General features: G+C 48.4%; 19 protein-coding genes. 12 read left to right on the top strand and 7 right to left on the bottom strand.

Features of this window, described 5'->3' with window-relative positions; all coding sequences use genetic code 11:
- The first annotated feature begins 30 nt into the window (after positions 1–30).
- Both ACFOEK_RS17175 and ACFOEK_RS17180 read left to right on the top strand, forming a co-directional pair.
- Entirely contained in the window at positions 31–807 is a 777-nt protein-coding gene (locus ACFOEK_RS17175) for an efflux RND transporter periplasmic adaptor subunit (protein ID WP_386722701.1), read from the top strand.
- Between the two features lie 86 nt (positions 808–893).
- Positions 894–1,496, top strand: a complete 603-nt coding sequence (locus ACFOEK_RS17180) for a Crp/Fnr family transcriptional regulator (protein WP_386722702.1) — start codon at positions 894–896, stop codon at positions 1,494–1,496.
- An 86-nt stretch (positions 1,497–1,582) separates the two neighbouring features.
- On the opposite strand, the gene ACFOEK_RS17185 is transcribed toward ACFOEK_RS17180, so the two are convergent.
- Positions 1,583–4,042 (bottom strand): hypothetical protein, encoded by a 2,460-nt coding sequence (locus ACFOEK_RS17185; protein ID WP_386722703.1) that lies wholly within the window; start codon positions 4,040–4,042, stop codon positions 1,583–1,585.
- A gap of 243 nt (positions 4,043–4,285) precedes the next feature.
- Here ACFOEK_RS17185 and ACFOEK_RS17190 point away from each other — a divergent pair, with 243 nt between their 5' ends.
- Positions 4,286–5,293: a putative solute-binding protein gene (locus ACFOEK_RS17190; RefSeq protein WP_386722704.1), complete on the top strand. Its 1,008-nt coding sequence runs from the start codon at positions 4,286–4,288 to the stop codon at positions 5,291–5,293.
- 2 nt (positions 5,294–5,295) lie between these two features.
- Entirely contained in the window at positions 5,296–5,856 is a 561-nt protein-coding gene (locus ACFOEK_RS17195; RefSeq protein WP_386722705.1) for a hypothetical protein, read from the top strand.
- A 13-nt stretch (positions 5,857–5,869) separates the two neighbouring features.
- On the opposite strand, the gene ACFOEK_RS17200 is transcribed toward ACFOEK_RS17195, so the two are convergent.
- Together ACFOEK_RS17200 and ACFOEK_RS17205 are read right to left on the bottom strand one after the other, a co-directional pair.
- Positions 5,870–6,259 (bottom strand): MAPEG family protein, encoded by a 390-nt coding sequence (locus ACFOEK_RS17200; protein WP_386722706.1) that lies wholly within the window; start codon positions 6,257–6,259, stop codon positions 5,870–5,872.
- On the bottom strand, positions 6,256–6,849 hold the full coding sequence (locus ACFOEK_RS17205) for a DUF3592 domain-containing protein (protein ID WP_386722707.1): 594 nt from the start codon (positions 6,847–6,849) through the stop codon (positions 6,256–6,258). Before ACFOEK_RS17205 ends, ACFOEK_RS17200 begins: the two co-directional genes overlap by 4 nt.
- Positions 6,850–7,039: 190 nt before the next feature.
- On the opposite strand from ACFOEK_RS17205, the gene ACFOEK_RS17210 reads away from it, so the two are divergent.
- Together ACFOEK_RS17210 and ACFOEK_RS17215 are read left to right on the top strand one after the other, a co-directional pair.
- The gene (locus tag ACFOEK_RS17210) at positions 7,040–7,465 is read left to right on the top strand and encodes an SRPBCC family protein (protein WP_386722708.1); all 426 of its coding nucleotides are present in this window, start codon (positions 7,040–7,042) and stop codon (positions 7,463–7,465) included.
- A gap of 374 nt (positions 7,466–7,839) precedes the next feature.
- The gene (locus tag ACFOEK_RS17215) at positions 7,840–9,621 is read left to right on the top strand and encodes an ankyrin repeat domain-containing protein (RefSeq protein WP_386722709.1); all 1,782 of its coding nucleotides are present in this window, start codon (positions 7,840–7,842) and stop codon (positions 9,619–9,621) included.
- A gap of 133 nt (positions 9,622–9,754) precedes the next feature.
- Here the strand turns inward: ACFOEK_RS17215 and ACFOEK_RS17220 are convergent, their stop codons facing one another.
- From ACFOEK_RS17220 to ACFOEK_RS17230, 3 genes are all read right to left on the bottom strand, one after another.
- Positions 9,755–12,547: a thrombospondin type 3 repeat-containing protein gene (locus ACFOEK_RS17220; RefSeq protein ID WP_386722710.1), complete on the bottom strand. Its 2,793-nt coding sequence runs from the start codon at positions 12,545–12,547 to the stop codon at positions 9,755–9,757.
- Positions 12,548–12,771: 224 nt separating this feature from the next.
- A complete protein-coding gene (locus ACFOEK_RS17225; protein WP_386722711.1) occupies positions 12,772–14,796 on the bottom strand; it encodes an oxidoreductase in 2,025 nt (674 codons plus the stop codon).
- A 239-nt stretch (positions 14,797–15,035) separates the two neighbouring features.
- Positions 15,036–15,923 carry a hypothetical protein gene (locus ACFOEK_RS17230; RefSeq protein ID WP_386722712.1) on the bottom strand — a complete coding sequence of 296 codons (888 nt, stop codon included), beginning with the start codon at positions 15,921–15,923 and terminating at the stop codon, positions 15,036–15,038.
- Positions 15,924–15,966: 43 nt separating this feature from the next.
- Between ACFOEK_RS17230 and ACFOEK_RS17235 the strand changes: the two genes are divergently transcribed.
- Positions 15,967–16,128 (top strand): hypothetical protein, encoded by a 162-nt coding sequence (locus ACFOEK_RS17235; protein ID WP_386722713.1) that lies wholly within the window; start codon positions 15,967–15,969, stop codon positions 16,126–16,128.
- On the opposite strand, the gene ACFOEK_RS17240 is transcribed toward ACFOEK_RS17235, so the two are convergent.
- Positions 16,117–17,064 carry a LysR family transcriptional regulator gene (locus ACFOEK_RS17240; RefSeq protein WP_386722714.1) on the bottom strand — a complete coding sequence of 316 codons (948 nt, stop codon included), beginning with the start codon at positions 17,062–17,064 and terminating at the stop codon, positions 16,117–16,119. The genes ACFOEK_RS17235 and ACFOEK_RS17240 overlap by 12 nt on opposite strands.
- A gap of 198 nt (positions 17,065–17,262) precedes the next feature.
- On the opposite strand from ACFOEK_RS17240, the gene ACFOEK_RS17245 reads away from it, so the two are divergent.
- The 5 genes from ACFOEK_RS17245 (at position 17,263) to ACFOEK_RS17265 (ending at position 24,611) form a co-directional block, all read left to right on the top strand.
- On the top strand, positions 17,263–18,678 hold the full coding sequence (locus tag ACFOEK_RS17245) for an acetyl-CoA carboxylase biotin carboxylase subunit (RefSeq protein ID WP_386722715.1): 1,416 nt from the start codon (positions 17,263–17,265) through the stop codon (positions 18,676–18,678).
- A gap of 90 nt (positions 18,679–18,768) precedes the next feature.
- Entirely contained in the window at positions 18,769–20,583 is a 1,815-nt protein-coding gene (gene oadA / locus ACFOEK_RS17250) for a sodium-extruding oxaloacetate decarboxylase subunit alpha (protein ID WP_386722716.1), read from the top strand.
- 3 nt (positions 20,584–20,586) lie between these two features.
- A complete protein-coding gene (locus ACFOEK_RS17255) occupies positions 20,587–21,528 on the top strand; it encodes a sodium-dependent bicarbonate transport family permease (protein WP_386722717.1) in 942 nt (313 codons plus the stop codon).
- A 188-nt stretch (positions 21,529–21,716) separates the two neighbouring features.
- The gene (locus ACFOEK_RS17260) at positions 21,717–23,501 is read left to right on the top strand and encodes an acyl-CoA dehydrogenase C-terminal domain-containing protein (protein WP_386723077.1); all 1,785 of its coding nucleotides are present in this window, start codon (positions 21,717–21,719) and stop codon (positions 23,499–23,501) included.
- A gap of 192 nt (positions 23,502–23,693) precedes the next feature.
- On the top strand, positions 23,694–24,611 hold the full coding sequence (locus ACFOEK_RS17265; RefSeq protein WP_386722718.1) for a DMT family transporter: 918 nt from the start codon (positions 23,694–23,696) through the stop codon (positions 24,609–24,611).
- The last annotated feature ends 9 nt before the right edge of the window (positions 24,612–24,620 follow it).

Below are 24,620 nucleotides of genomic sequence, written 5' to 3' on the forward strand. Positions count from 1 at the left end.
TTAATAGTGATGAGTGGTTAATAGCATTAAATGGATAACAACAATAAACAAAGAATGAAAGGTTTTAAGCGCCAAGCATGGTGGATGACAGTTGTGCTGACCGTCTCGATGAATGTGATCGGGCTGTCGACGGCTCAAGCAGAAACATTGTCTCTTACAGAAGAGGCGTTGGATTGCATTCTGGAACCAAATAAGAACATCGACGTGTCCAGTCCAGTCGAGGGCGTGGTGGATGAAGTCATGGTGGAACGTGGCAGTTACATCAAGAAAGGCGCGCCGGTGCTGACGTTACGATCCGAATTGGAAGCCGCTACGGTGAATTTGGCTAAGGCCAGAGCCGAGTTTGGTTCCCGTACCGTTGAACGCAACGACAAACTTCAGGATTTAATTTCCGACCATGAGAAGGATGAAATTGCCACCGATGCTCAGATCGCCCAATTGGAACTGCAAGAAGCCAAAGTGCGGTTAGCAATGAAAACCATCTACAGCCCGATTTCCGGCTTGGTGATTGAAACGCTAAAAGAAGAAGGGGAGTTTGTTTCTGCCGATCCGATAATGACCATTGTTAGCATCAATCCGCTGCACGCTGAAGTGATTGCGCCGGTCTCATACCTCGGAAAAGTACAGAAGAAACAGAAAGCGAAGGTTGGTTTAGAATCTGGCCCTTTCAAGGGCGAATACCAGGCCAGTGTAAAAACCGTTGACCCTGTGGTTGATCCCGCCAGTGGTACCTTTCGAATTCAGTTAACCTTACCCAACCCGAGAAATAAAATACCCTCAGGTTTAAAGTGTCAGGTGCGCTTTTAAGGAGTAAAATGAATTCAATGATTCACGTGAAACTCTTAGCTGTTTAATCTAACTTGGCATTATAAGTTGTTGATTTAAGGAAGCTTATGGCAAGCTCTAAATCCAATCCAGAATATCAGAAGTTGTTCGCGGCCTTTGAACGCGAACTGGGGACAGGTGCGGCTGATTGGTCTGAGTTGGGCACCAAGTTTGTATATCGCGAGATGAAGCCTCAAGAACATTGGATTCAGGCTGGTGATGTCTGTAATGAATTCTGCTTTATTCTCGAAGGTTTATTGCGCGTCTATTACATCGATGACGCCGGTAATGAAGTGAATCAGCATTTCTATCAAGCCAATGAAGTGATTGCTCCGATCAGTGCCATCATCAGTGATGAGCCTTGTCAGTACTACATTCAGGCGCTGGAACCCTCTAAGTTAATGTTGGCGGATTATAACCAGCTCTCCGAATACGGTGATCAGCACCCACAATGGCTACGCCTGGAAATTAAGATGCTGCAACGGGTGTTTGTGAAGAATGCCCGCCATGAAGCGCGACTACTGCTCGGCAATGCCGAACAGCGCTATCGTTGGTTCTGTAAAGAATACCCTGAGTTGCTGGAACGCCTTCCGCAGTATCATATTGCGTCTTTTTTGGGGATAACTCCTGTGTCTCTGTCCCGCTTGCGGAAGAAGGCGGAAGTGAAGTAGGGCGATATTTATGCCCGTAAATAAGGCAGGCTTTCAAGCCTGCCTTATTCGTTTTGTTTACTCTAATTTTGAAGATGACAGGGTAATTAGAGCGTCATAATGTATTGAACCAAATCGCTCACTTCTTCTGAGTTATCAGCACACCACGGGTGTGGTGCCGCTGGCATACCAATCGGCTCCGGTGTGCCCATTTCATCTGGACCATACTCGGCGCGCATCTTCTGATAATCCCAGTAGTAGTGATCCTCATCCCATTCCACAGTGCTGAAGTATTTGTGGCGTTCAATGAATAGGTTGCGCTTGTAGCCTCTGTCCAGTTTGGTTAAGTAATCCGATTTTGGTACTCGGAAGACATCGCCACGGCGGTTGAGGTCAGGGTGGGTCATGGGTTGGTCTACCGAACCGGGCTCTGGACGAACTGGTGCATGCAGAGTGTAGTATTGCTGATAAAGTTCAGACGTGTCATCACATCGGGCTGGATCAACCAAGTCGGTCATATTTCGCACGTGACCGTCTGACAAAAGTCCGCGATTTTGCACCCAATACATGTCGCGTAGGAAGGTCGCGCGAATGGATTCGGTTTCTTTTTGATAGATGGTTGGAGCGAAGAAACGACCCACTTGATCCAAACGAACCATCTTCTCGTTGGAGTTCAAACCGATACCGTCGTTGTGGCAGCTGCCGCAATCTCGGTCAAAGGTAGATTTCCCCCGCTCAACAGCGGCGACAACACTTGGGTAAGACTGCCAACCAGCGTCTAAGAACTCACCTTCCTGCAATACTGGCACTTCACGGGTTTTGGTGACTTCCAGGTCCGGTTGATCCACCCAGATACCTAACCAGTTCCTTTTCTTCGGTTGCGGCACCATTTCCGTGTAAGTTTCGGTACGCATTTCGGTGCCGGTTTGCTCTGCTAACAGCCCTTTCTGGTTCAACCAACGATACATACCGATGTCTCTTAATAGGTCATCGTCTTGATCCAGTTGCGTCATATAGGCCGTCAGTTGTTCCAGCGGTGCTTTTCTCATCGCGCCTTGTGCACCGTCCGGCTCTTCAGAGTGAATGTAAGAACCCTCAAAGCCAACGTATGACTCAGTGTGCGAAAGCGAACGACGAACGCCCATGTAGTTGGTGACATTAGGAATGGCAATTGGAGAGAATTGATAGTCGTTGTCGGTATGACTGCCTTCGCCCTTGATGCGTACCATATTGTGCTCACCGGCTCCGGATGGCATGTGGTAAAGCAACATGTCTTTAGCGACGCGTTCATCGCCTTCAGCCCAAACAGGTCCTGGTTCCTTCTCATAGATGCCTTTGAATTTCTTAAACAAGGTTTGAAGCACCGTCCATTTCATCGACCATTCCGGGTTTGGAAGGCCAGGGAAGACTCTAGTGACTTCTTCACCAGAGGTATCTTGATAGGAAATCTGGTAGCCATGGCAGGAGGCACAGTTAAAACCAATGAATTCTCCTGGGCCTGTGTAGGGTGCGTTACCTTCCGCATAGCGATAACCGACCCAGCCGGTGTCTTTGGTGTTGCCTTCAAACTTTGCTGGCGCCAGAGTTAGGAAACCGGGGATGGGTGTTGGCATGGGGTAGGCATCGAAATAGACATCCTGGATGGCTTCGTCGGGGACTTGGCCTTCGACGGTTTTATAGGCGCCGAACAGTTTTCTGGGATCGGCATAGCCACCTGCAATGGGGTCAAAGGCGCGGTAACTGAAAATCGCTGGCCAGTCGAGATTACGAACCCAGTGGGCGACCCCAATGTTGTAATCATAAGACCAAAAGATCTCTCTGCCTTTCTGAACAAGCTGGTCAAAATCGGGGTTATCCACAGTCACAGGAATCGGATCGCTGGCTTTGGCTGCGCTCAGACCGGAGACAACATCACATTGATGTTGAAAGGTGTCGCTGATGATGCGAGAGGTTTGTGCATCAATGACATTATGCGGCTCGCCAGGGTTAATGAGAGATTCATTCGATCCAATCCGTTTTTGAACCTGCACGATCAAAGGGCCGGTACTGGCATGGTCGGGAACGCGAAACTGAATTTCATGGGGTTGCCAACTCAGAATATTCTTCGGCCAGCTGTCCACTTGTTCTTCGGTTTCGTAGTTTACCTGATCGGCTGTGGATAACTTCTGGTCGAACATCCGCAAGTCGGTTTCGAGAATACGGGTGTTGCCGAGCATGATCTTGCTGAAGTCGATGTCAGTGCCTTGTCCGAAGCCGCTGCCAGAAAGCGTAACCACATCTCCTGGAGTCAGACTCAGTTGCTGACCGCCGAGGCGAGTCCAGGCGACCTCATCATGCACGTTGATCACATCAATTACGGGTTGTGGAAACGCTTGAGCCGCTGAATCTGCACGTGCTTGTTCCCGAGCGTAGTCGGTGGAGCAGAGCTCTTCCTGATGAGGAAATTCACCGGGTAAGGGAGTAAGAATAGAGGCTGAGGAGTAACCAGAAGCCAGAGCAATGGCTAGCCCAAGTGTACTGTATTTTCCTTTTCTATGATTGGATCTATCTCTAAATCGTTGAGTCATGGTGTGTCCCTGATAATTGTTATTTTTATTGGCCTGGTCACTTATTGTCCAGTTTTAAAACTCTATGAACCTTGGCGCCTTTGAACAATGTTTTGTGTAGCCGTCAGCTGTTTCTCTGCGACAGATTGCCGTGAGAAATGTTAAGTAGTCGACAATTCACACCGGTGGTCGTGTATTCCTAACTTTGACGATGAGCCCTATTGTTAAGCTCTTTTGGAAATAATAAATATAAGGATGCAGCCTATGAGATGGTTACTATTGAAAACCCTGGTACTGACTTGTGTGCTAAGTGCTTCTTCCTTTGTTTCTGCCGACCCTATTTCCAGATTGTTTTGTGTGTTTGATCCGGTTGGACATAAAGGCCCTTTGTTCAACTTAATGAAAGAAGCCAAGGTATTGGCATTGGACTGGGGCATTGAGCTTAAGATGACGGCCTATACCGATGAAGGCGTGGCTGAGTCAGATTTCCGAGCGAAGCAATGCGACGCAGTGTTATTAACCGGCACTCGCGCGCGAAACTTCAACAAGTTTACGGGGTCCATCGAAGCCATGGGTGCGATTCCCACTTTGGATGGTATGAAGATGGTGCTGCAAACCTTGATGCAGCCGAAGGCTTACCCGCTGATGGTTGAAAATGGCATTGAAGTGGCGGGGATTTTCCCGGCAGGGGCTATCTATCTTTTGACCCGAGATCGCAACATAGATCATGTCACCAAGATGCAAGGTCAACGAGTTGCTACTCTGGAAAATGACGCGGCGTCTTTGGCGATGGTGCGCTATGTGGGCGGCTCAGTGGTTCATGCCAGCTCCGCCACCTTTGCTGGATTATTCAATAACGGCACTGCGGATATTGCTTATGCTCCTTTGGTGGCTTTTGAGCCGTTAGAAATGGAAAAAGGGGTACGAGACAACGGCGGTATTTTTAATTACCCCATCGCGCAGATGAACTTCCAGATGTTGATTCATCCCGATCGCTTCCCACCGAGTTTTGGTCAAAAGGCCAGAGAGCTTGCAGTGCCAAGATTCGACATGGCCTTTGACATTGTAGCTACGGCCCAGAACCGAATTAACAAAAGCTACTGGATTGAGCCGGAGGAAGAGAATCGCAATTCATACAACATGATGCTCAAAGAAGTGCGCTTAGCCTTAATGCGAGATGGCGTGTATGACCGTAAAGCATTGAAACTGTTTAAGCGTATTCGCTGCAAACAAAACCCAAGTAGCTCAGAATGTTCGGATGGGAGAGAGTAATCATGAAACGTCTAGGATCTATTTTCGCGACATTTATATTGGTGCTACTACCGATTGCTCATAGCCTGGCATCAACGACTCTCAATACCGGTTTGGACCTGGATTCCATTGAGCTCAAAGATATTCCAGCCCGTCACTGGTATTACGGTGAATACAGCATTCAACAAGCCAAAGACCAACCGACCACCGAAGCCTTAGCCAAACGTATGGCACAGACCATTGCCTTCCAAACGTCCACAGAAATTGATGGTGCATTTTCGTTGGTTGTCGAAGGCGCCACGGTGGACTCGATTCTTAAAGAAGATACTGTGATTCAACTGGGTTGGTGGGTGAAGCGCGAAGGTGAAGCCAAGGATGAATTCAAATCCGAACTCAAACCAGAAGCCCACTGCCTTGTTGCACAATTTAAAGGCAACCAAACCGAGCTTATGTTGGCTTGGCATCAGCTTTACTTAACGGCTTTAGACCGAGGGTATGAAGTAGTGGGCAATGGCCGTACCCTGATTAACTTGCACAGTAATACAGGGTACATGATGGCTGAATTGCAGCTGGTTATTGAGTGATACGCTGTCTTGGTTACGGCAACGCAATAACCAGCAGTCCTAAACATGCACCGAAGCCGACAGCCCAGCTAAGGCTGCGCAAAAAATGAACATCCGCCCAGTAACACAGGGTGTAGACGAGGCGAGCGCCTGCATAGGTTAGTGCGAGGATTTCTATATTGTTGATGTCGGCTGAACCGATAAGGGCTATAACCAGAGAACCGATAAACACAGGCAGAGATTCAAAGTGATTCAGGTGGGCGGCTAGGGCACGTTGGCCAAATCCGGTCAGTTGTTTTTGCTGCTCTCTTGGGTAACGGTTGTTATAGCCCTTTTCTAGTTTTGCCATGGCAAGGGCTACAGGAGCTTTAGTAATCACGATCATTAAGATCGCAAAAATCATTACGCTTACTACGATGGTCATGCATCATCCTTATCTTTTTGTTGTTCTTGGGTTATGTCCCCAGATGTAATTTCTTCGGCGTTTTCATAGTAGATCGGGCCGTTGAGAATGGTGCCCATCATAGGAACAAACTTATAACAGAGCATGACGATGCCGCCAGCAAATAACCAACTAATAGGCGACATAAGTTGTTGAACGGGGAATCCGTTTTTGGTCAGTAGATAGATGCCTAATATGATCCCCGCGCCTCCCAATCCCATCATTATTCTGAGCATTAACAGGCGTTCACCGTTGGAACTGACTAATTTGGCCACTTTGGGTGTAGTGGGGTCAATGTATACGCTAGTGGAATCACCTATCTTTAAATAATGCTGCTGGGCATCTACTTCTGCTGTGAAACGATAGGTCTTCTTGTCTTGATAATACTCAACAATCGGTGCGTAATAGGAGTAACTTCCACTATTGCGGCTTCGATCTGTTTTAAGCACCAGTTCTTTAACCGTTCCTGGTATTTCAATACTCTTTTCCAGAAATTCATGATGCTTTTTCCAAAACGTCCGTCCTAGAAATACAAAGAATATTCCTACCAATAAAAAAGCGATGGCTCCCATACTCGCCTCCCTGCGGATCAACTTTAGTTAGAGCATAACTGGATGATCAGTGTTTATACAGAGCGTGCTTGGTCATCTATCAGGCGGAATGGTCTGCTAATCGGTTAGATGTGTGCTTATTTTGATTTCCAGCAAAAAGACAAAACGGAAACTGGCTACACTTAAGTGATTCTTTTGATTGGATGAGCTTATGCATTCTCTTAATTTGGAACGAAAATTAGATACCAAACCTTTGTTCGCTTTTGACGCATTTACAGAACCGGATTTGATTGTGCGTTGGTTTGCTCCTGGTGATATGACGGTGCCAGATGCCGTGCTGGATTTCCGGTTGGACGGTGAATTTACCATCATCATGCAAGAGCCAACCGGCGAGACCTGTACGGTGCGTGGTCGCTATCTTGAAATTATTGAAGATGAAAAATTAAGGTTTAGCTGGAAATGGGATCATGGTGAAACCACTTCTGAGGTTACGGTTCTATTTGCTGAGTTGGAGAACGACAAAACATTGGTCACTTTGATTCATCAAGGGCTTGCTGAGGAAGAGCATAAGGATAACCATCTTAAAGGCTGGAATGGTTGCCTGGATAAGTTACAAGCAATGTTTTCCATACGTTAAGTGATTAAGTTAAAAGGTTTTTCTCTCGAATTAGGGTATAAAACAGCCTTAATAAAAACCAGTAGATCTCGGGAACCTCTGAACAAGTCCGCTCTAGCTCAGCGGGCGCTGGAAGCCTTGTCAGCCCGAAAACGTCAGAACAAGGCGAGCTTCGTAGAGAATGTCTAGACCTTTTCAAGAAGTTCAACGATGTTATAACGTTTTTTAAGCCCCGCCCTTCGGGGCCTTAAGAGAAATCTCTCTTTTTTGTTGCGGCTTCTTGACGTAACCCGTTATGCCTTTAAAACCGCGCCTCAAATAGATATTTCTCTTATAGGCCTGAGCAGAGAGGGACTTATTCAGAGGTTCCCTAACACAAGGAAAATAAGTTGAGCATGGATGCTGTACAGACAAAGAAAACACCACTTTGGAAGTGGGTATTACGAATCATAGGGTTGTTGTTTCTGGCGTTTGTTTTATATGCCGGAAGCTGGAAATTGTACCACTGGTATTTTAGTTATGACCGCGCGTACTTGATGAACGACGATTTTGCGCTCAAGTACATGAAAGAGCGCCCGAACAGCAGGTTCAGGGAAGTCACGATGGATACCATCGAGCGGGTTGTGAAGAGGAAGGACTACCCGCTGGCGTGCGAGGCGATTCACTCTCGATATGAAACCGATTTCAGAGCCGATTATTACCTGATAAAAGATGTGTTAGAGGCAAACGATGAAACACTGAATGCTTGTTTCTTCGGGCATCCTCAGTTCAGTGGTGAAGTGAGTTATTGGGGACAAAATGGCAATGGCTATGAAATAGAGCATTTTATCCGTGATGGTGATGAACAGGCGATACAAGTGTTCTTAAAGCATGGCTTGGACATCAATCAAGCGTTTTATGACTTTCGCGATAATGACCAATTTCGTGAACAAGTGGATCGTTCTATGCGACCGGTGGTTCGGAAGCATCATAATTTTAATGACGAAATTCTACCTAGATTTCTGAAATACCAACCAGAATTTTTTCCGGTGACAGCGGCAGCCCAAGTATGGAATAAGGTTTCCGATCCGGAGCGTTTCATTCGTTACTATTATCACCCCAAGATGAATGCGCATGATCCCTCTCAGGATGCCTATGCTAAACGCTTTGAATATAAGCTGATTGATTTGGCTGTTGCCAATGACATGTACGAAGTCTCCAAAACGCTCTATAACTTGGGAGCCAGCGTTAACTCTAAAAGCTCGATTTACTATAACTACCCCGAAGATATTGTGGATGCACGGCTGCTGTCGTTGATTCAACAGCAGCTAGTGAAAGACTTTGAAATATCACAAATTATGTTCAAGCAGAGTTGGACGAAGCAAGAAGAAGCCTCCTTTAGGGACTTTGTTAATAAGGATTCGACACCGTTAGAGTTGGTTCTGGAAGCCGCTGTGAGGGGAGGTGGCTTAAACGCCGTTAGGCACTTAATCGAAGACCGAGGTTTGGCTTATCGTTGGAAGATAGATCAACTGCTCACCTGGTCTTTCAAAGCCCCAGAACCTTGGGTGACGGGCTATCTGGCAGGGCTGGATGGAGGTTATAACAACATTCAATCCTTATCAGAGAAGAAACGCGCAGACTTAATGAATGCGGTGCAGCGCTTAATCTTTAAGCAAAAATATCGACACGCCTTCGTCTTTTACTCGACTATTAATCAGTGGCAAGACATCCATTACTTGGCCTCTCTGAATCGGGTGGATGAGATAAAGAAACTGATTGAAACAGCCCCTGAAACCGTCGATCAATTAACCCGCACGGGCAATACACCACTGATGATTGCTATTGAATACGGTGCAAGCGAAGCTGCAAATCTGTTGCTCACCAAAAGTAAGGCATTGAACCACATCAATGAAGCCGGGCTGACGGCTTACAGTTTGGCAATCGCCTCATTGGATACGGAGACTGCTGATAAATTGGAGCAACATAAGGTCAAGCTGCAAGGGACGTCTGGCTGTGCCGTGGCTCTTCAGGTAGCGCAGTCAAATCTTTCCTCTTGGGAGGGCTTAGTCCGTCAGGTCAACTCAAGAAAGTACAGTCGTCGCTCTGAGCAGGTAGCACTGAATGAGCAGATGAGAAGCATCATGATTACCGCCAGACTCTATGCTGAAAAACAAAAAATTAGTCAGTGCTTGTAACAGGCCGTTTGGTTGAACTAAAAAAGCTCCATCACCTGTCGGTGATGGAGCTTTTCTGTTGGGAGTGACTATCCAAACAGAGGGGTTGTGATTAGTTGGTTGTGATTAGTTGGTTGTGATTAGTTGGTTGTGATTAGTTGGTGGGAAATACAACCTCTATGCTTGGAAGCTCAGAGTCATTGCCAAAACTCCAAGTTGAGATAATTTGAGTCTCTTCATCATTATCATGGTCGATGGCATCCCACTCAGAATACAGTGTTGCGCTTGGGTTAGAAGCAACACAGCCTGTAGAATCAGCAGACGTTGGGCAGGCCAGTTCTTCTTCAAGTGCCCCAAAGCTATTGACCTGATTGGTTCCATTTCCTGTCCCTACCGCTTGTGCTAGACCAGACGCGTCGGTCGCCCAATAGCTGGCACTCACTGTGGTTGCAGACTCATCCAGACCGATTAAACCACCAAGGTTTTGATTGCCAGTAACCTGTGCAGTGGAATAGCTCTTTATGAGTGTCTCACCGTCTTCAGCGTTTCCAGAATCTGCAATATGTCCTACAAGCCCGCCGATGGATTGAGTAGCTTGCAGTGCTCCTGTTGCATAAGAGGCTGCGATGTATAGGTCACCAAGGGAATACCCTACCAGCCCACCCACTTTGGTATCGCCAGTGATATTGATATCGGAAGAACTGCCGTGGATCAGTAGATTATCTGAATAACCCACCAAGCCGCCTAGTTGACTGCCAGTGTTTGCAGACACAATGGTGCCACTTGAGGCGGCCAGATTAATCAACGAGTGTCCGTTGCTACTGCCAATGATGCCACCTAGTTGATTTCCGCCTGATAGCTCAGTATTAATCAACACTGAGGATATAAAGGTGGTATTCCCATCTTCGTTTTCTGATAAGCCAATGACGCCACCGGCGACTCCGTTGTCACTGTTAATGGTGGCGGTGATGTCTATGTAGGCGATGAGCGCATTATTGTTAAGGTGCCCAACTACCCCTCCGCTATTTGAGGCGGAGTTGTTAATTACACCATTAAAATCTGTACGTAGGATGGTCAGGCTTTCGCCTTTACCCACCAATCCACCGCTTGACCCGCTTGCGGTGATGTCAGCGGTTACGCTTGCTTTGGATATGGAGACGGAGGTGTTTCCTTCACCAATCAGGCCACCTGCGTTACCGCTAAGTGAGATAATATCGCCAGAAACTGAACAAGTATCCAAAGATACTCTGTATGCTTGGCCGATCAGTAAACCGGCATTGCCGGATGCAGCAGAAACAGAGGTAAGGTCTCCGGATATATTGAGGTTACTGATTGCTATAGTGGATGCTTGGGCATCATTGCCAACCACACCGAATAACCCAACATTGCCAGATCGGTTGATGTAGAGGTTATTAATGGTGAAGCCGTTTCCTTCGAACTCGGCAAGGAAGGGGGTAGTTTCATCTCCAATCGGCAGCCAGCCTTTATTGGAACTGTCGCCATCCGGGTCAAAATACTGATCATTGGCATTCAGTACGCCATCGCCATTGGTATCGAAATTGAGATCATTCGATAATTCGTAGCCATTACAGTTTGTGCAGCCCGTGGTGGAAGCGGTTGTGCCGTTATGACGAGCGCTACCTGTGAGGTCATTGCGCACCCAGTCCAGCTGCTCCAGGGTTGAAATCTCAATCAGTCCATCGCCATCCAAATCGACGTCGAGTTCGTTGGCAACGCCATCGTTATCGGCATCGTTATCACATACATCGCCTTGGCCGTTGTTGTCGGTATCTTCTTGGTTGGGATTAGCTATGTTCGGGCAGTTGTCTAGTTGATCATCAACGCCATCGTTGTCTGAATCAAAGTCGCAGGCATCGCCAAAATCGTCGCCATCGGCATTTTCTTGATTTGGGTTAGCCGTTAATGGGCAGTTATCAACATTGTCATTGACGTTATCACCGTCGTCGTCCGAGTCTGCGACATCGCCGGTGCCGTCGTTGTCGGTATCGACGGATTCAGTTTCGTCCAATGGAAAGTCATCGTTGTTGTCGTTAACGCCGTCGCCATCATCGTCGTTATCGGCATTGTTGCCGATGCCATCGCCGTCGGTGTCTAGCGTTTCATTACCATCCAATGGGAATGGATCGGAGGTATCTGGAACACCATCGCCGTCATCATCGGTGTCTGTGTTATTGCCGATGTTGTCGTTGTCGGTATCCGTGGTTTCGTTGGGGTCATTCGGAAAAGCATCTTGGTCGTCGTTGACGCCATCACCATCGCTGTCTTGTTCTGGCTCTGGTGGTGGAGGCGTTGTTTCTTGGTCAATTTGACCGTCGCCGTCGCCATCTAACTCGTCGGATAAATCAGGTAGATTAAATTCTAACGATGCTGCTTGGGCATAAAGATGATCCACTGCTTCTTGAGTATCAATCAAGTCGGTTTCACCAAGATTATTCAGGAGGGTTTGAAGTAACGGGTCGTCTTCAAAGTCTGAAATGGATTGGTTGAGATCGAGGCCTGAAAGATCAAGGCCGGTTAAATCCGGGATTTGGATAGCGTTTTTATCAGCGTTGGTATCAATGGTCTGTATAAAACGCGCCAGATTCACCACTTCCTGATCAACGCTCGGGTTCGATAACAGGTCGATGATGCTGATTAATGGCTTAGAAGACGTTGAAGAAAAGTTAAAGTTTCCAAGGCTGAAGATAATGTTATCGCCCGAGTGGTACTGGAACTCGCCTTGTGCGTTGGTCGTCTTGGTCACGCCGTCGATGGTATACGACATATTAGCGATAGGCGCATCAAACAGTACGCCGGTTTGAGTTTGCGGTGTGGTTGATCCGCCGGTGTTGTTATCCGAGCTGCCGCCCCCGCCTCCGCCACCACCGCAAGCGGTCAGTAGGATGCTGGAAGAGATAAACACGAGTTTCAATCCGTTGAAGGTCATAAGGCTATCCAATCTATTGTTCTTTTAGTTATTTTCAGAGGAGTAATAGTTATAGAAATGACGCACTACTTCAAGGCATGGTACGTATAGATTTTAAAGAGTGTCGCCTAAGAGAAATATTGGCGCGAATAAGCAGTGTGGTCGGATTTAAATTAAAAAAGCCCCATCACCTGTCGGTGATGGGGCTTTCTGCTGCACAGTTTGGCAGGGTGTTTAGCTGTAGATTAGATCTCAGCCGCTAAACGAGTGCCCTGATCGATGGCGCGTTTCGCATCCAGTTCAGCGGCTACGTCTGCACCACCAATTAGGTGATGTGGCTTGTCCAAGCCTTCAACCAGCTCACGTAGTGGCTCCTGACCGGCACAGACGATGATGTTGTCCACTTCAAGCACTTGCTTCTGATCGCCCACTTCTACGTGTAGGCCTTGATCGTCGATCTTCACATAAGAACAACCCGGTACCATTTGAACGCCTTTGTTCTTCAGACCCGTACGGTGAATCCAGCCTGTGGTTTTGCCTAGTTTGGCGCCCACTTTGGATTTCTTGCGTTGAAGTAGGAAGACTTCGCGTGGTGAAGCATGAACTTCTGGCTCAACGCCTTCGATACCACCACGTGCTTTTAGCGTCATGTCCACACCCCATTCCTTCATGAAGGCCTCAATGTTCTGGCTGGTGGCTTCGCCTTCGTGGGTCAGGTATTCAGACACGTCGAAACCAATACCGCCGGCGCCAATCACGGCGACTTTCTTACCAACTGGTTTCTTGTCTCTTAATACATCCAGGTAGTTCATCACTTTCGGGTGATCAATGCCTTCGATCTCCGGAGTACGAGGAGAAATACCGGTCGCGATGACAACTTCATCGAAGTCGCCATTGTTTAGGTCTTCGGCTGTTACGCGCGTGTTCAGTTTCAGTTCAACGCCCGTCAGCTCGACTTGCTTACCGAAGTAACGAATGGTCTCGTAGAATTCTTCTTTACCTGGGATTTGCTTAGCCACATTGAACTGACCGCCGATTTCAGCAGAGGCATCAAATACCGTTACCTTATGGCCACGAGAGGCTGCAGTGGTTGCGAAACCAAGACCTGCAGGGCCTGCACCAACAACCGCGATGTTTTTGATTTCTTTTGCCGGTTCGATGACGATTTCTGTTTCGTGACAGGCACGAGGGTTCACCAGACAGCTGGTCATCTTGCCGCTGAATACGTGATCCAAACACGCTTGGTTACAACCGATACAGGTGTTGATTTCGTCGCTGCGACCTTCTTCTGCTTTCTGAACGAAGAACGGATCCGCCAGGAACGGACGCGCCATCGATACCATGTCAGCGTCACCACGTTCCAACACTTCTTCAGCCACTTCCGGCGTGTTGATACGGTTAGAGGTGATCACTGGAATGCTCAATTCGTTACGGAATTTCGCAGTTACCCAAGTAAAGGCTGCACGCGGTACTTTGGTGGCGATGGTCGGAATACGCGCTTCGTGCCAGCCAATACCTGTGTTAATGATGGTTGCACCGGCTTTTTCGATCTCTTTACCTAGCTCAACCACTTCTTCGTACGTGCTGCCGCCTTCAACCAGATCCAGCATCGACAGACGATAGATGATGATGAACTCTTCACCAACTGCTTCACGGGTACGACGAACGGTGTCGATCGCTACTTTCATACGGTTCTGGTATTCACCGCCGAATTCGTCGTCACGTTGGTTGGTACGTTGTGCCAAGAACTGGTTAATGAAGTAACCTTCAGAACCCATGATTTCTACACCGTCGTAGCCGCCTACTTGCGCGTATTTAGCCATTTGAACGATGTCTTGGATTTGCTGATCAATGCCGTCTTTATCCAGCTCTTTTGGTTTGAATGGGTTGATAGGAGCCTGAATCGCAGAAGGAGCCACCGAATTTGGGTTAAACGCGTAACGACCGGTATGAAGAATCTGCATACAGATCTTACTGCCTTCAGCGTGCACCGCATCGGTAATTGGCTTGTGCTTCAGGGCATCTTCATCGCTCTTGATCAGATTGGTGTGTGGGTGCGTTGCGCCTTCGGCGTTCGGGCCGAAACCACCGGTTACGATCATGCCAACACCACCACGCGCACGTTCCGCGAAGAACGCCGCCATACGGTTGATGCCGTCTTTGTGTTCTTCAAGGCCGGTGTGCATAGAGCCCATCAAGACACGGTTTCTAAGTGTCGTGAAACCTAAATCGAGTGGCTCCATCAATTTTGGGAAGTGTTGATTGGTCATAACTTTTCTCCTTCACAAGCCTTTCTTGGTAACTGCGGCTTTCTTCTAGTCTGTTGTTTGTCTCGTCTTTGCGAGATCCGTATGAAGCGTGCTTTTTCTGGGATTCATTTGCTAAAGAATTATCAAGCTTTTCTCCAGAAAATGAACGAATGCTCATACCTGATGGTGAGCAAGTATCTTCGCAGAAACCGTTTTGATCCTTAACATTTGTTAAAGCTCGGCGTTTTTTCATGTGCGCATTAACGTTGGAATATCTCGACGCCTACGTCATCGGCGTGAATGGAAAAGTCTCCGTTAATCGAGACTGGGATGGTTTCTTCGAGCTGCACGCTGCTGTCTAAATCGAAATCCAGCTGCACCGGAATGCCTTCATTCAGATTGATACTGACCGGCACCTTAGAGGTGATCGGTAGGCTCATCGTCTGGTTGAGCGGTACATCGACAACCCGTTTTATCGGAACGGTGACCGAGCCATTAACATCCACTGTCCCTTTGATGGGGATACTGGCTTTGACGGGCACCGAGCTTTGTAAGCGGGCGTCGAGATGGCTGATGTCAGCGCGAATGTCATCGGCGACTTGGATACGTTGTTTGATCGGTACACGTACATTGATGGGGATATTGGCCTGAATCGGTAAGGTCACGCCTGCGACGGTGGTGACTTCGGTGTCCACAGGCAGCATGGTATTGACTTCGATTTCATCGTCGATCATGACGCCATCGGTCAATGCAACGGTCAGTTGGTTAAAGCTTAATTGCTTTTCACTGACCGGTATGTCGATGGGTAATTCAAGGTCCAAATCGGTGGTGGTTTCAAAGTTAAGCGTGGTATTGAGTGATACATCCAGCTCAAAATCCAATGGCACTTGCAGGGTATCGTTGAGGGCAACATCAATGTTGTTGTTCAACATGACATCGCCTGTTAACCCTTGAGGAACGTCGATGAGTAGATCCTGACGGATGTTGGTTTTAATCGGGATCTCTTGATCGAGAGAGATGTTCACCGGTTTATTGAGTTTGAGATTGAAGTTCAGGAAAAACAGTGGATTAAACAAGGCAAAAAGAACGAGTATGCCCAGTAGGACATTGGCAGCAATGCTGTACCAGATGAGGTTCGACTTCTTCACGGGTTATTCGCTTCTTATTGTTATTGGTGTATGAACTATGTTGATGTACGAAGTAATTTTGGCGTATCAGTTGATGGGCCTTACTGTAAAAGAATGCGCGTCCGATGTCGAAAGCGTGGACGTCGAATTCTTCTTCAAAATCGACATCAAACCAGTGTCTAAAGTCATTTCGGTCTGTTTACGTTTAGGTCCTTTAGGTGTGTAAATGCATGGGGTGTTGGGCGAAACTGTCGAGGTTATTGTGAATGTATTCCAGCAAGGCTGACATGGCGGGTGTCGGGTGTTTGGCTTTGGGGTAAACCACACACCAGGAACGTTTTAGCGAGAAGCCTGGAATCTCCACTTCTTTTAGTAACCCCAGTTTAAGTTCTGGCAATATCCCCAGCTTGGGTAACACGGCGACACCAAGCTCAGCTAAGACACCGTGTTTTACCGCATCGTTGGAGCCTAATTCCATGATCGGTGTATAACGAATGCGGTTTTCGTGGCAGTACAGCTCAAAGGCCAAACGACTGCCCGAGCCCACTTCTCTTGAGAGCAGTCCGACATTGATGAAATCCTGAATACTCGGATTCGTTGCTTGATGAATTGGGTGATTAACATGGGCTACGGGCAGAAACTCATTGTCCATAAAGGGGAGGGATGCGAGCGGCTTTTCTTCCGGCACCATACCCATGATCACCAAATGATCCTGATTTTTGTTCAATCGTCGTATTGCTTCCAAGCGGTTAACTACACTGACTTTGATGTTCAAATCCGGGTGATCAGATAGGAAATCTTTTAACAGGTAAGGCACCACATATTGCGCGGTGTTGACTGCTACCAGATTCAAATCACCGGCCACCTGGCCTTTCATTGCGGCTAAGTTGGATTGCAAAAACCTTAGTTCATCAAAGATCACCTGAATGGAGCCGGCGAGTTTCTCTCCCGCGGCAGTACAGTAAAGTTTTCGTCCGACATACTCGAACACCGGCACGCCTAAGGCAGTTTCCAGTTGTCGGATTTGACTGCTGACGGCCGGTTGACTGAGGCCCAGTACTTCCCCGGCCTTGGAATAACTCTTGGCCTGATAAACCCCTAAAAACACCTGCAGTTGTCGAAACGTCAGGCGGTTGACTAATTTTTGTACGGAAAGTGGCATCGTGAACGTCCTGACGTACTTGTTGCTCTGGAAATCTATATATAAGTAATAGCTTATAGCTAATCAAATAAATATCAATTTTACATTATGCAGATCGGCTCTATTCTTAGCAAAAAATGACTTGATGCCCTTAATGGCCCATTCGATGACTCTCTGGAGTGTGCGGGGTTAGAGGGAAATCTTTAGAGGGAATAGACCATGTTGAAGAAAATCTTGATCGCTAACCGAGGTGAAATCGCGGTGCGAATCATTCGGGCGTGTGCCGAAATGGGGATTCGCTCGGTGGCGATTTATACCGAACCGGATCGATACGCCCTGCATGTAAAGCGGGCGGATGAAGCGCACTCGTTAGGGGATGACCCCATCGCAGGGTATTTAGACCCTCACAAAATCGTGAGTACAGCCAAGCAACTGGGCTGTGATGCCATCCATCCTGGCTACGGCTTTTTGTCTGAGAATGCTGAGTTTGCACGCTTGTGTGAAGAGCAGGGCATCACCTTTATCGGGCCCAAGTCCGACGTTATCCACAAGATGGGCGATAAGACTCAGGCGCGAGACAGCATGCGCGCAGCGGGGGTTCCGGTGACGCCAGGGTCAGAGGGTAACCTAAAAGATCTTGAGGAAGCGCTGAAATTAGCCGCAGAGATTGGCTATCCGGTGATGCTGAAAGCGACTTCCGGTGGTGGCGGTCGAGGTATTCGTCGTTGTGACTCGGCGGAAGAGTTGAAGATTCAATACCCGCGTGTGATCAGTGAAGCTACCAAAGCCTTTGGCAGTGCCGAAGTGTTTTTGGAGAAATGCATTGTCAATCCGAAACACATCGAAGTGCAGGTGTTGGCGGATTCCCACGGCAATGTCATTCATCTCTACGAACGCGATTGTTCCATTCAGCGTCGTAATCAAAAGCTGATTGAGATTGCGCCAAGTCCGCAATTAACCCCGGAACAACGCAATTACATCGGTGAGTTGGCGGTGAAAGCGGCGCAAGCGGTGGGCTATGAAAACGCTGGTACGGTGGAGTTTTTACTGACCGGTAATCAGGTGTATTTCATGGAAATGAACACCCGGGTTCAGGTGGAGCACACCATTACCGAGCAAATTACCGGTGTTGATATTGTTCGTGAGCAAATCCAGATCGCGTCGGGATTACCATTGAGCTATCGACAAGAAGACATCCAATACCGGGGTTATGCGTTGCAGTTCCGAATCAACGCGGAAGATCCCAAGAATGATTTCCTACCCAGCTTTGGCCGGGTCAGTCACTACTATGCACCGGGTGGTCCGGGGGTTCGAGTCGATACCGCGATTTACACCGGCTACGACATTCCGCCGTATTTCGACTCCATGTGTTTGAAATTAGTGGTGTGGGCACTGCGTTGGGACGAAGTGATCGCCCGTGGTCAACGTGCATTGGATGACATGCGTTTACACGGCATTAAAACCACTGCCAACTATTACAAAGAGATTCTCGGGCATGAGGATTTCCAGGGTGCGGAGTTCAATACCAGTTTCGTACCGGAACATCCTGAGTTGTTGAAGTACTCAGAGAAAACACATCCTAGTGAGATTGCGTTAGCCATCGCCACGGCAGTAGCGGCACATGCCGGTTGGTAGGTGGTGGCTGGTAGACACCGATAGGTTGTCGGTGGTTAGTAACGACGGATTCAACAGAATTAGAAATGACAAAATTTTAAGGACACTCTCATGACTGCGAGTAAAAAAATTGAAGTTACTGATGTAATTCTACGCGATGCCCATCAATCCTTGATCGCTACGCGTATGCGTACGGAAGATATGTTGCCAATCTGTGAAAAGCTGGATCAGGTGGGTTATTGGTCTTTGGAAGCTTGGGGCGGCGCAACTTTTGATGCGTGTGTGCGTTTCTTGAAGGAAGACCCGTGGGAGCGCTTACGTAAACTGCGTGAAGCCTTACCGAACACACGATTGCAGATGTTGTTACGCGGCCAGAACCTTCTGGGCTACCGTCACTATGCGGACGATGTGGTGGAAGCCTTCGTTCAGAAAGCGGCCGACAATGGCATGGATGTGTTCCGTGTGTTCGATGCACTGAATGACGTACGTAACCTTGAAACGGCGATGAAAGCGGTGAAAAAAGCCGGTAAACACGCCCAAGGCACGCTGTGCTACACCACCAGTCCGGTGCATTCTCCTGAGTCGTTTGTGAAACAGGCGAACACACTTAAAGACATGGGCGCGGACTCCATCGTGATCAAAGACATGGCGGGTCTGTTAACGCCATATTCTACATACGATTTGGTGAAAGCACTGAAATCAGAGCTGGATTTACCAGTGGTTCTGCACAGTCATTCAACCGCTGGTTTGGCCGGGTTGTGTCAGTTGAAAGCCATTGAGGCAGGTGCAGACCGAATCGATACCGCCATTTCTTCTTTCGCCAATGGCACCAGTCACCCTTCAACGGAATCTCAAGTGGCTGCCTTAAAAGGTACCCAATACGACACTGGCTTGGATTTGACCTTGCTGGGTGAGATTGCGGATTACTTCCGTGAAGTACGCAAGAAGTATCACCAGTTTGAGAGTGAGTTTACCCACGAAGACGTTTCGGTACAGATCAACCAAGTTCCGGGCGGTATGATGTCCAACTTGGCGAACCAATTGAAAGAGCAACATGCCTTGGATCGCATTCGTGAAGTGTTTGATGAAATCCCTCGTGTTCGTAAAGACTTAGGGTATCCGCCGTTAGTGACACCAACCTCTCAAATTGTTGGGACGCAGGCGGTGTATAACGTATTGAGTGGCGATCGTTACAAAACCATCACTAATGAAGTGAAACGCTATTTACAAGGCGGTTACGGTCAGGCGCCAGCGGCGGTTGATGCGGAGTTACAGAAGCGTGCGATAGGTAATGAACGCATTATTGAAGGTCGCCCGGCGGATCATTTGGCTCCTGAAATGACTAAGCTCAAGGCAGAAATTGGTGATCTGGCACTTTCTGAGGAAGACGTGCTGACCTATGCGATGTTCCCGGACTTAGGTAAAGAATTCCTGGAACAACGTCGTGACGGTACGCTTCAGCCCGAAGTGTTACAGCCCATTGGTTCGGGTCAGGTGCCACAGGCTCAAGGCGGTACACCGACTGAGTTCCGCATTGATGTTCATGGCGAAACCTATGAAGTGGCGATTACCGGGGTCGGAGAAGCCGACAGTGGTAAGCGTAAGATTTATTTGTCTTTGGATGGCATGCCTGAAGAAACCTTGTTCGAGCCGCTGAATTCCTATCAAAGCGAAGGCGGCAGTAAGCGTCGTAAAGCCACCGATCCGGGACACGTTACAGCGGCTATGCCTGGAAACGTGGTGGATGTTCTGGTTAACGAAGGCGATCAGGTGAAAGCCGGTCAGGGCATCTTGGTGACGGAAGCGATGAAGATGGAGAATGAGATTCAGGCCAGCATCGCAGGAACCGTTGCCAATGTGTACGTGAAGAAAGGTGATCGTGTGACGCCAGGTGAAATTCTGGTGGAAATCACGCCGGAGTCGTAAGTAATGCCTGATATTGTAGTCATGTTCTTTGTGCTCGGTTTGGTCGCTGGGCTGCTCAAGTCTGACTTGAGCATTCCCAAAGCGGCCTATGAAACACTGAGCCTGTTATTGATGTTAACTATTGGCCTTAAAGGGGGCATGGCGCTCCATGATTCTCTTGAATGGGCTTTGGTGTTTGAACTGTTGATGGTGGCGTTGCTGGGCGCAATTATTCCCTTGATTGTGATCCCGGTACTCACCAAGCTGGCAAAGGTCGATGGTGCCAATGCCGCGAGTTTGGCGGCACACTACGGCTCGGTCAGTGCCGGTACCTTTGCGGTGGCGTTGGCCTATGTGGACACACTGAATCTACCGATTGATCCGGAAGTGACACTCTATCTGGTGATGCTTGAACTGCCTGCTATCTTGGTGGCGTTGACCATCTACCGAAAGTTCAGCAAAGACAAACCGGATACCGGTGTAGTTCAGAGTGAGCTGTGGCGTGAAACCTTCACCAACCGAGGTGTTGTGCTGCTGACCGGCGGCGTCATTATTGGCTTTATGTACGGCCCGATTCAAGGTGCCGGTGTGACCGAATTGTTCACCAGTGCCTTTAAAGCGGTGTTGGCCTTGTTCTTATTGGAAATGGGCTTAACGGCAGCAGAGACTTTGTCGCCGGTACCTTGGAAGAAATGGCGTCTGCTGTTGTTTGCGCTGTTAGCTCCGCCGAGTTTGTCCTTACTTGGGTTAAGTGCCGGTATGGCGATGGGCTTGGCCGAAGGTTCTGTGGTGGTGTTGGCAACCCTAACTGCCAGTGCATCTTACATTGCGGCGCCGGCCGCGATTCGGACCGCTATCCCTAAAGCCGATATTGGTTTGGCGATGTTGATGTCATTGGGGATTACCTTCCCGTTCAATGCCATTGTCGGGATTCCGCTGTATCACCATATGATCACGGCATTTTAACAACATCATTTTACCCCCGGCCATGCTTGGTATATTTTGAGCATGGCCTTTTTCCTTTTCAGAGCCTCCTTTCTTTTCAATATCCCGTCGCTTAACAAATGTTAAGGCTGATTCTTTCGTTGTTCCTGATAATCCGCTCACTAAGAAAAATTACGAACGACAGTGAGGAGCCAGTCATGGCGGAGCAATTGCCAGAATATCGAGTCCCTTTGAAGGACATGCAGTTTTTGTTGAATGAAATGTCGGACGACCAGTCTTCCAGTGATGTTTCTAATGAAGACTTGTTCTTTATTCTGGAGCAAGCAGCGCGCTTCGCCGAAGAAGAACTGGTGCCGATCAATCAGGATGGTGATACCAACGGCTGTGTCTTCGACAATGGCAAAGTGACGTTGCCGGCCAAGCTGCGTGATGCCTTCCGGACCTACGCCGAAGGCGGCTGGATGGGCTTGTCGATGCCGGAAGAATTCGGTGGGCAAGGGCTGCCGGAGCGTTTGTCTACCTTGGTGGGTGAAATTCTGACCTCGGCTAACCATTCGTTCAGTATGACACCGGCGCTGACTATGTCTGCTTCGCGCGCGATCATTGGTCATGGTTCTGATGAGCTGAAAGACACCTACCTTGAAAAGTTATTAACCGGCACTTGGACAGGCACCATGTGTCTGACTGAAGCCCATTGCGGTTCAGACTTAGGCTTGATTCGTAGCTCAGCCGAAGAAGTGTCTGAGGGTGTATACAGCATCAAAGGCAATAAGATCTTCATTTCGTCTGGTCAACACGATGCGGCGGATAATATTGTTCATCTGGTATTGGCGCGTTTGAAAGATGCACCGAAAGGCATTAAAGGCTTATCGCTGTTCTTGGTGCCTGCCAAGTTGAAAAACAAAGCCGGAGTCTGGAACAAGAAGAACGAAGTGCATTGTATTGGCATCGAAGAAAAAATGGGCATGCACGCCAACCCAACCTGTTCGATGAGCTTCGAAGGAGCCGAAGGTTACCTGATTGGTAAACCAAATCGTGGTATTAATGCCATGTTCACCATGATGAACGAAATGCGTTTGGGCGCCTCGTTACAAGGCATTGGTTTGAGCGAGCGCAGCTTCCAGAAGAGCCTTCAGTATGCGATTGAACGAACTCAGATGCGTAGCTTGGGCGGAGTGAAAGCACCGGAAAAAGAAGCCGACCCGATCATCGTTCACCCGGACGTTCGTCGTATGTTGCTGACGCAGAAAGTGTTGGCCGAAGGCGGTCGTGCGATGGCGCAATTCTGTGCTGATCTGTTGGATGAATCTCATCAGCCGGGTGCGGACAAAGAGCGCGTCGAACTGCTTGGTTTACTGACACCGATTGCCAAAGGCTTCTTAACTGACACTGGTTTGGCTTCGGCGGATCTGGCCATTCAAATGTACGGTGGTCATGGCTTCATTAAAGAAACCGGCGCAGAGCAGTTATTCCGTGATGGTCGTGCATCGACGTTGTATGAAGGCACCACAGGCATTCAGGCGCTGGACTTGTTGGGCCGTAAAGTACTGGCCAATCAAGGTAAGAGCCTGTTGAGCTTTACCAAGCTGATGCACGTATTGAGCAAGAAGACCTCAAGCGAGCAGTTAGGTGATTTGGCCGATACCTTGTCTGGATATTCAAAAGAGTGGCCACAGTTGGCGAAACAAGTCGGCTCCAAAGCCATTGGCGATTTTGAAGAAGTGGGCGCTGCCAGTTATGACTTCTTGATGTATTCCGGCTATGTCAGCTTGGCGTACTTCTGGTTAAAGATGGCCAATGTGGCGCAAGAAATACTCGACGGTAAACGTCATCCAAACGGCGAACCCTTTGATCGTGATTTCCTTGACGCCAAAGTGAAAAATGCCCGTTTCTATTTCGAGCGAATTTTACCGAGAGCGCGTGCACATAAAGACATGATGTTGGCCGGCAAGGCGAGCATGATGGAGATTACTGAATCTCAGCTAATCGGTTAGACGATTCTCGGAACTGTTTGGAACACATTAAAGTACACAAATTTTCTCTTCCTTCGTGATACTTCTTCCGGTGATTTCGATCACAGGGGAAGTTCCTCACCATTTAAGCTCCGTCCCTTAGCCAGGGCTCGGAGCGTTTTTTTATTTGCCGAGATCAGACGGCTCCTGTTAAGTGAATGAGAGATCGGTGCTATGCTGGCCGCTCATTGTAAAGTAGCAACCCTTAACAGTAGTGCGCCCGTGATCAATCTTCGTTTAATAGCCTTGGCTCTGTTAGCCATCTTCACCATGGGCTTTGTGCCTGTGCTTATCTATGGTATTTCCGCCAATGAAGCCACCATTGGTTTTGTACGTTTGGCGATTGCAGCGGCGGGCATTGCCTTGATTATGCTGCTGGGACGACAGTTTCATAAACTCAGTCGACGCGATTGGTTTTGGTTGGCGGTGTTAGGGCTGACTTTTACCGTTCATTGGTATTTGTATTTTTATTCCATCAAACGGGCGGGCGCTTCGTTAGCGGCCATTGCGGTTTGTACTTTCGGCATTCATCTGTTGTTCGTGAACCGTTTGTTCTTTAAAGAACCCATTCGCAGAGCCGATTTTCTGGCGGTGTGTGTGGCCTTTGCCGGGGTGTATATTGCAACGCCGTTTGAAACTGGTACTGAAATTCAGGTGTATGGCTTTTTGTCTGGTGTCTTGAGTGGCTTCTTGTACGCTTGTTTACCGCCGATTAATCGACAGATCGCACACCTATCCACAAACTACCGGGCGTTAGGGCAGTTTGGTTTCGGTTTTTTGGGATTCTCTTGCCTTTGGTCAATGACTGAGTGGGATCTGACATCGCAAGACTGGTCGGGATTGATTGTGTTGGGGCTGATGTGTACGCTCGTGGCGCATACCTTGTGGAACAAGGTGAGTACTGAAATGCCAGGTCATATTACGGCGGTGATTTATTATTTGTACATTCCTCAGGCGATGATTATGAGTGTGATTTTTCTGGGCGAACAAATCACTTGGCAGATGGTGTTGGGCGCGACATTGATCGTGTTGGCCAATGTGCAGGTGGTGCTGTCGCATCGAGTGCTATCACACCGAACACAGTCGTCCTGAGCACTGTCG

The sequence above is a fragment of the Litoribrevibacter euphylliae genome, from assembly GCF_042646085.1.
Lineage (GTDB): Bacteria > Pseudomonadota > Gammaproteobacteria > Pseudomonadales > Litoribrevibacteraceae > Litoribrevibacter > Litoribrevibacter euphylliae.

Bases quoted from the DNA above. Each gene is read 5' to 3' on its own strand.
- ACFOEK_RS17210 (WP_386722708.1), top strand. From the start codon at position 7,040: ATGCATTCTCTTAATTTGGAACGAAAATTAGATACCAAACCTTTGTTC.
- ACFOEK_RS17245 (WP_386722715.1), top strand. From the start codon at position 17,263: ATGTTGAAGAAAATCTTGATCGCTAACCGAGGTGAAATCGCGGTGCGA.
- ACFOEK_RS17255 (WP_386722717.1), top strand. From the start codon at position 20,587: ATGCCTGATATTGTAGTCATGTTCTTTGTGCTCGGTTTGGTCGCTGGG.
- ACFOEK_RS17215 (WP_386722709.1), top strand. From the start codon at position 7,840: ATGGATGCTGTACAGACAAAGAAAACACCACTTTGGAAGTGGGTATTA.
- ACFOEK_RS17240 (WP_386722714.1), bottom strand. From the start codon at position 17,064: ATGCCACTTTCCGTACAAAAATTAGTCAACCGCCTGACGTTTCGACAA.
- ACFOEK_RS17235 (WP_386722713.1), top strand. From the start codon at position 15,967: ATGTACGAAGTAATTTTGGCGTATCAGTTGATGGGCCTTACTGTAAAA.
- ACFOEK_RS17200 (WP_386722706.1), bottom strand. From the start codon at position 6,259: ATGACCATCGTAGTAAGCGTAATGATTTTTGCGATCTTAATGATCGTG.
- ACFOEK_RS17225 (WP_386722711.1), bottom strand. From the start codon at position 14,796: ATGACCAATCAACACTTCCCAAAATTGATGGAGCCACTCGATTTAGGT.
- ACFOEK_RS17180 (WP_386722702.1), top strand. From the start codon at position 894: ATGGCAAGCTCTAAATCCAATCCAGAATATCAGAAGTTGTTCGCGGCC.
- ACFOEK_RS17220 (WP_386722710.1), bottom strand. From the start codon at position 12,547: ATGACCTTCAACGGATTGAAACTCGTGTTTATCTCTTCCAGCATCCTA.
- ACFOEK_RS17195 (WP_386722705.1), top strand. From the start codon at position 5,296: ATGAAACGTCTAGGATCTATTTTCGCGACATTTATATTGGTGCTACTA.
- ACFOEK_RS17190 (WP_386722704.1), top strand. From the start codon at position 4,286: ATGAGATGGTTACTATTGAAAACCCTGGTACTGACTTGTGTGCTAAGT.
- ACFOEK_RS17175 (WP_386722701.1), top strand. From the start codon at position 31: ATGGATAACAACAATAAACAAAGAATGAAAGGTTTTAAGCGCCAAGCA.
- ACFOEK_RS17205 (WP_386722707.1), bottom strand. From the start codon at position 6,849: ATGGGAGCCATCGCTTTTTTATTGGTAGGAATATTCTTTGTATTTCTA.
- ACFOEK_RS17185 (WP_386722703.1), bottom strand. From the start codon at position 4,042: ATGACTCAACGATTTAGAGATAGATCCAATCATAGAAAAGGAAAATAC.
- ACFOEK_RS17265 (WP_386722718.1), top strand. From the start codon at position 23,694: ATGCTGGCCGCTCATTGTAAAGTAGCAACCCTTAACAGTAGTGCGCCC.
- oadA (WP_386722716.1), top strand. From the start codon at position 18,769: ATGACTGCGAGTAAAAAAATTGAAGTTACTGATGTAATTCTACGCGAT.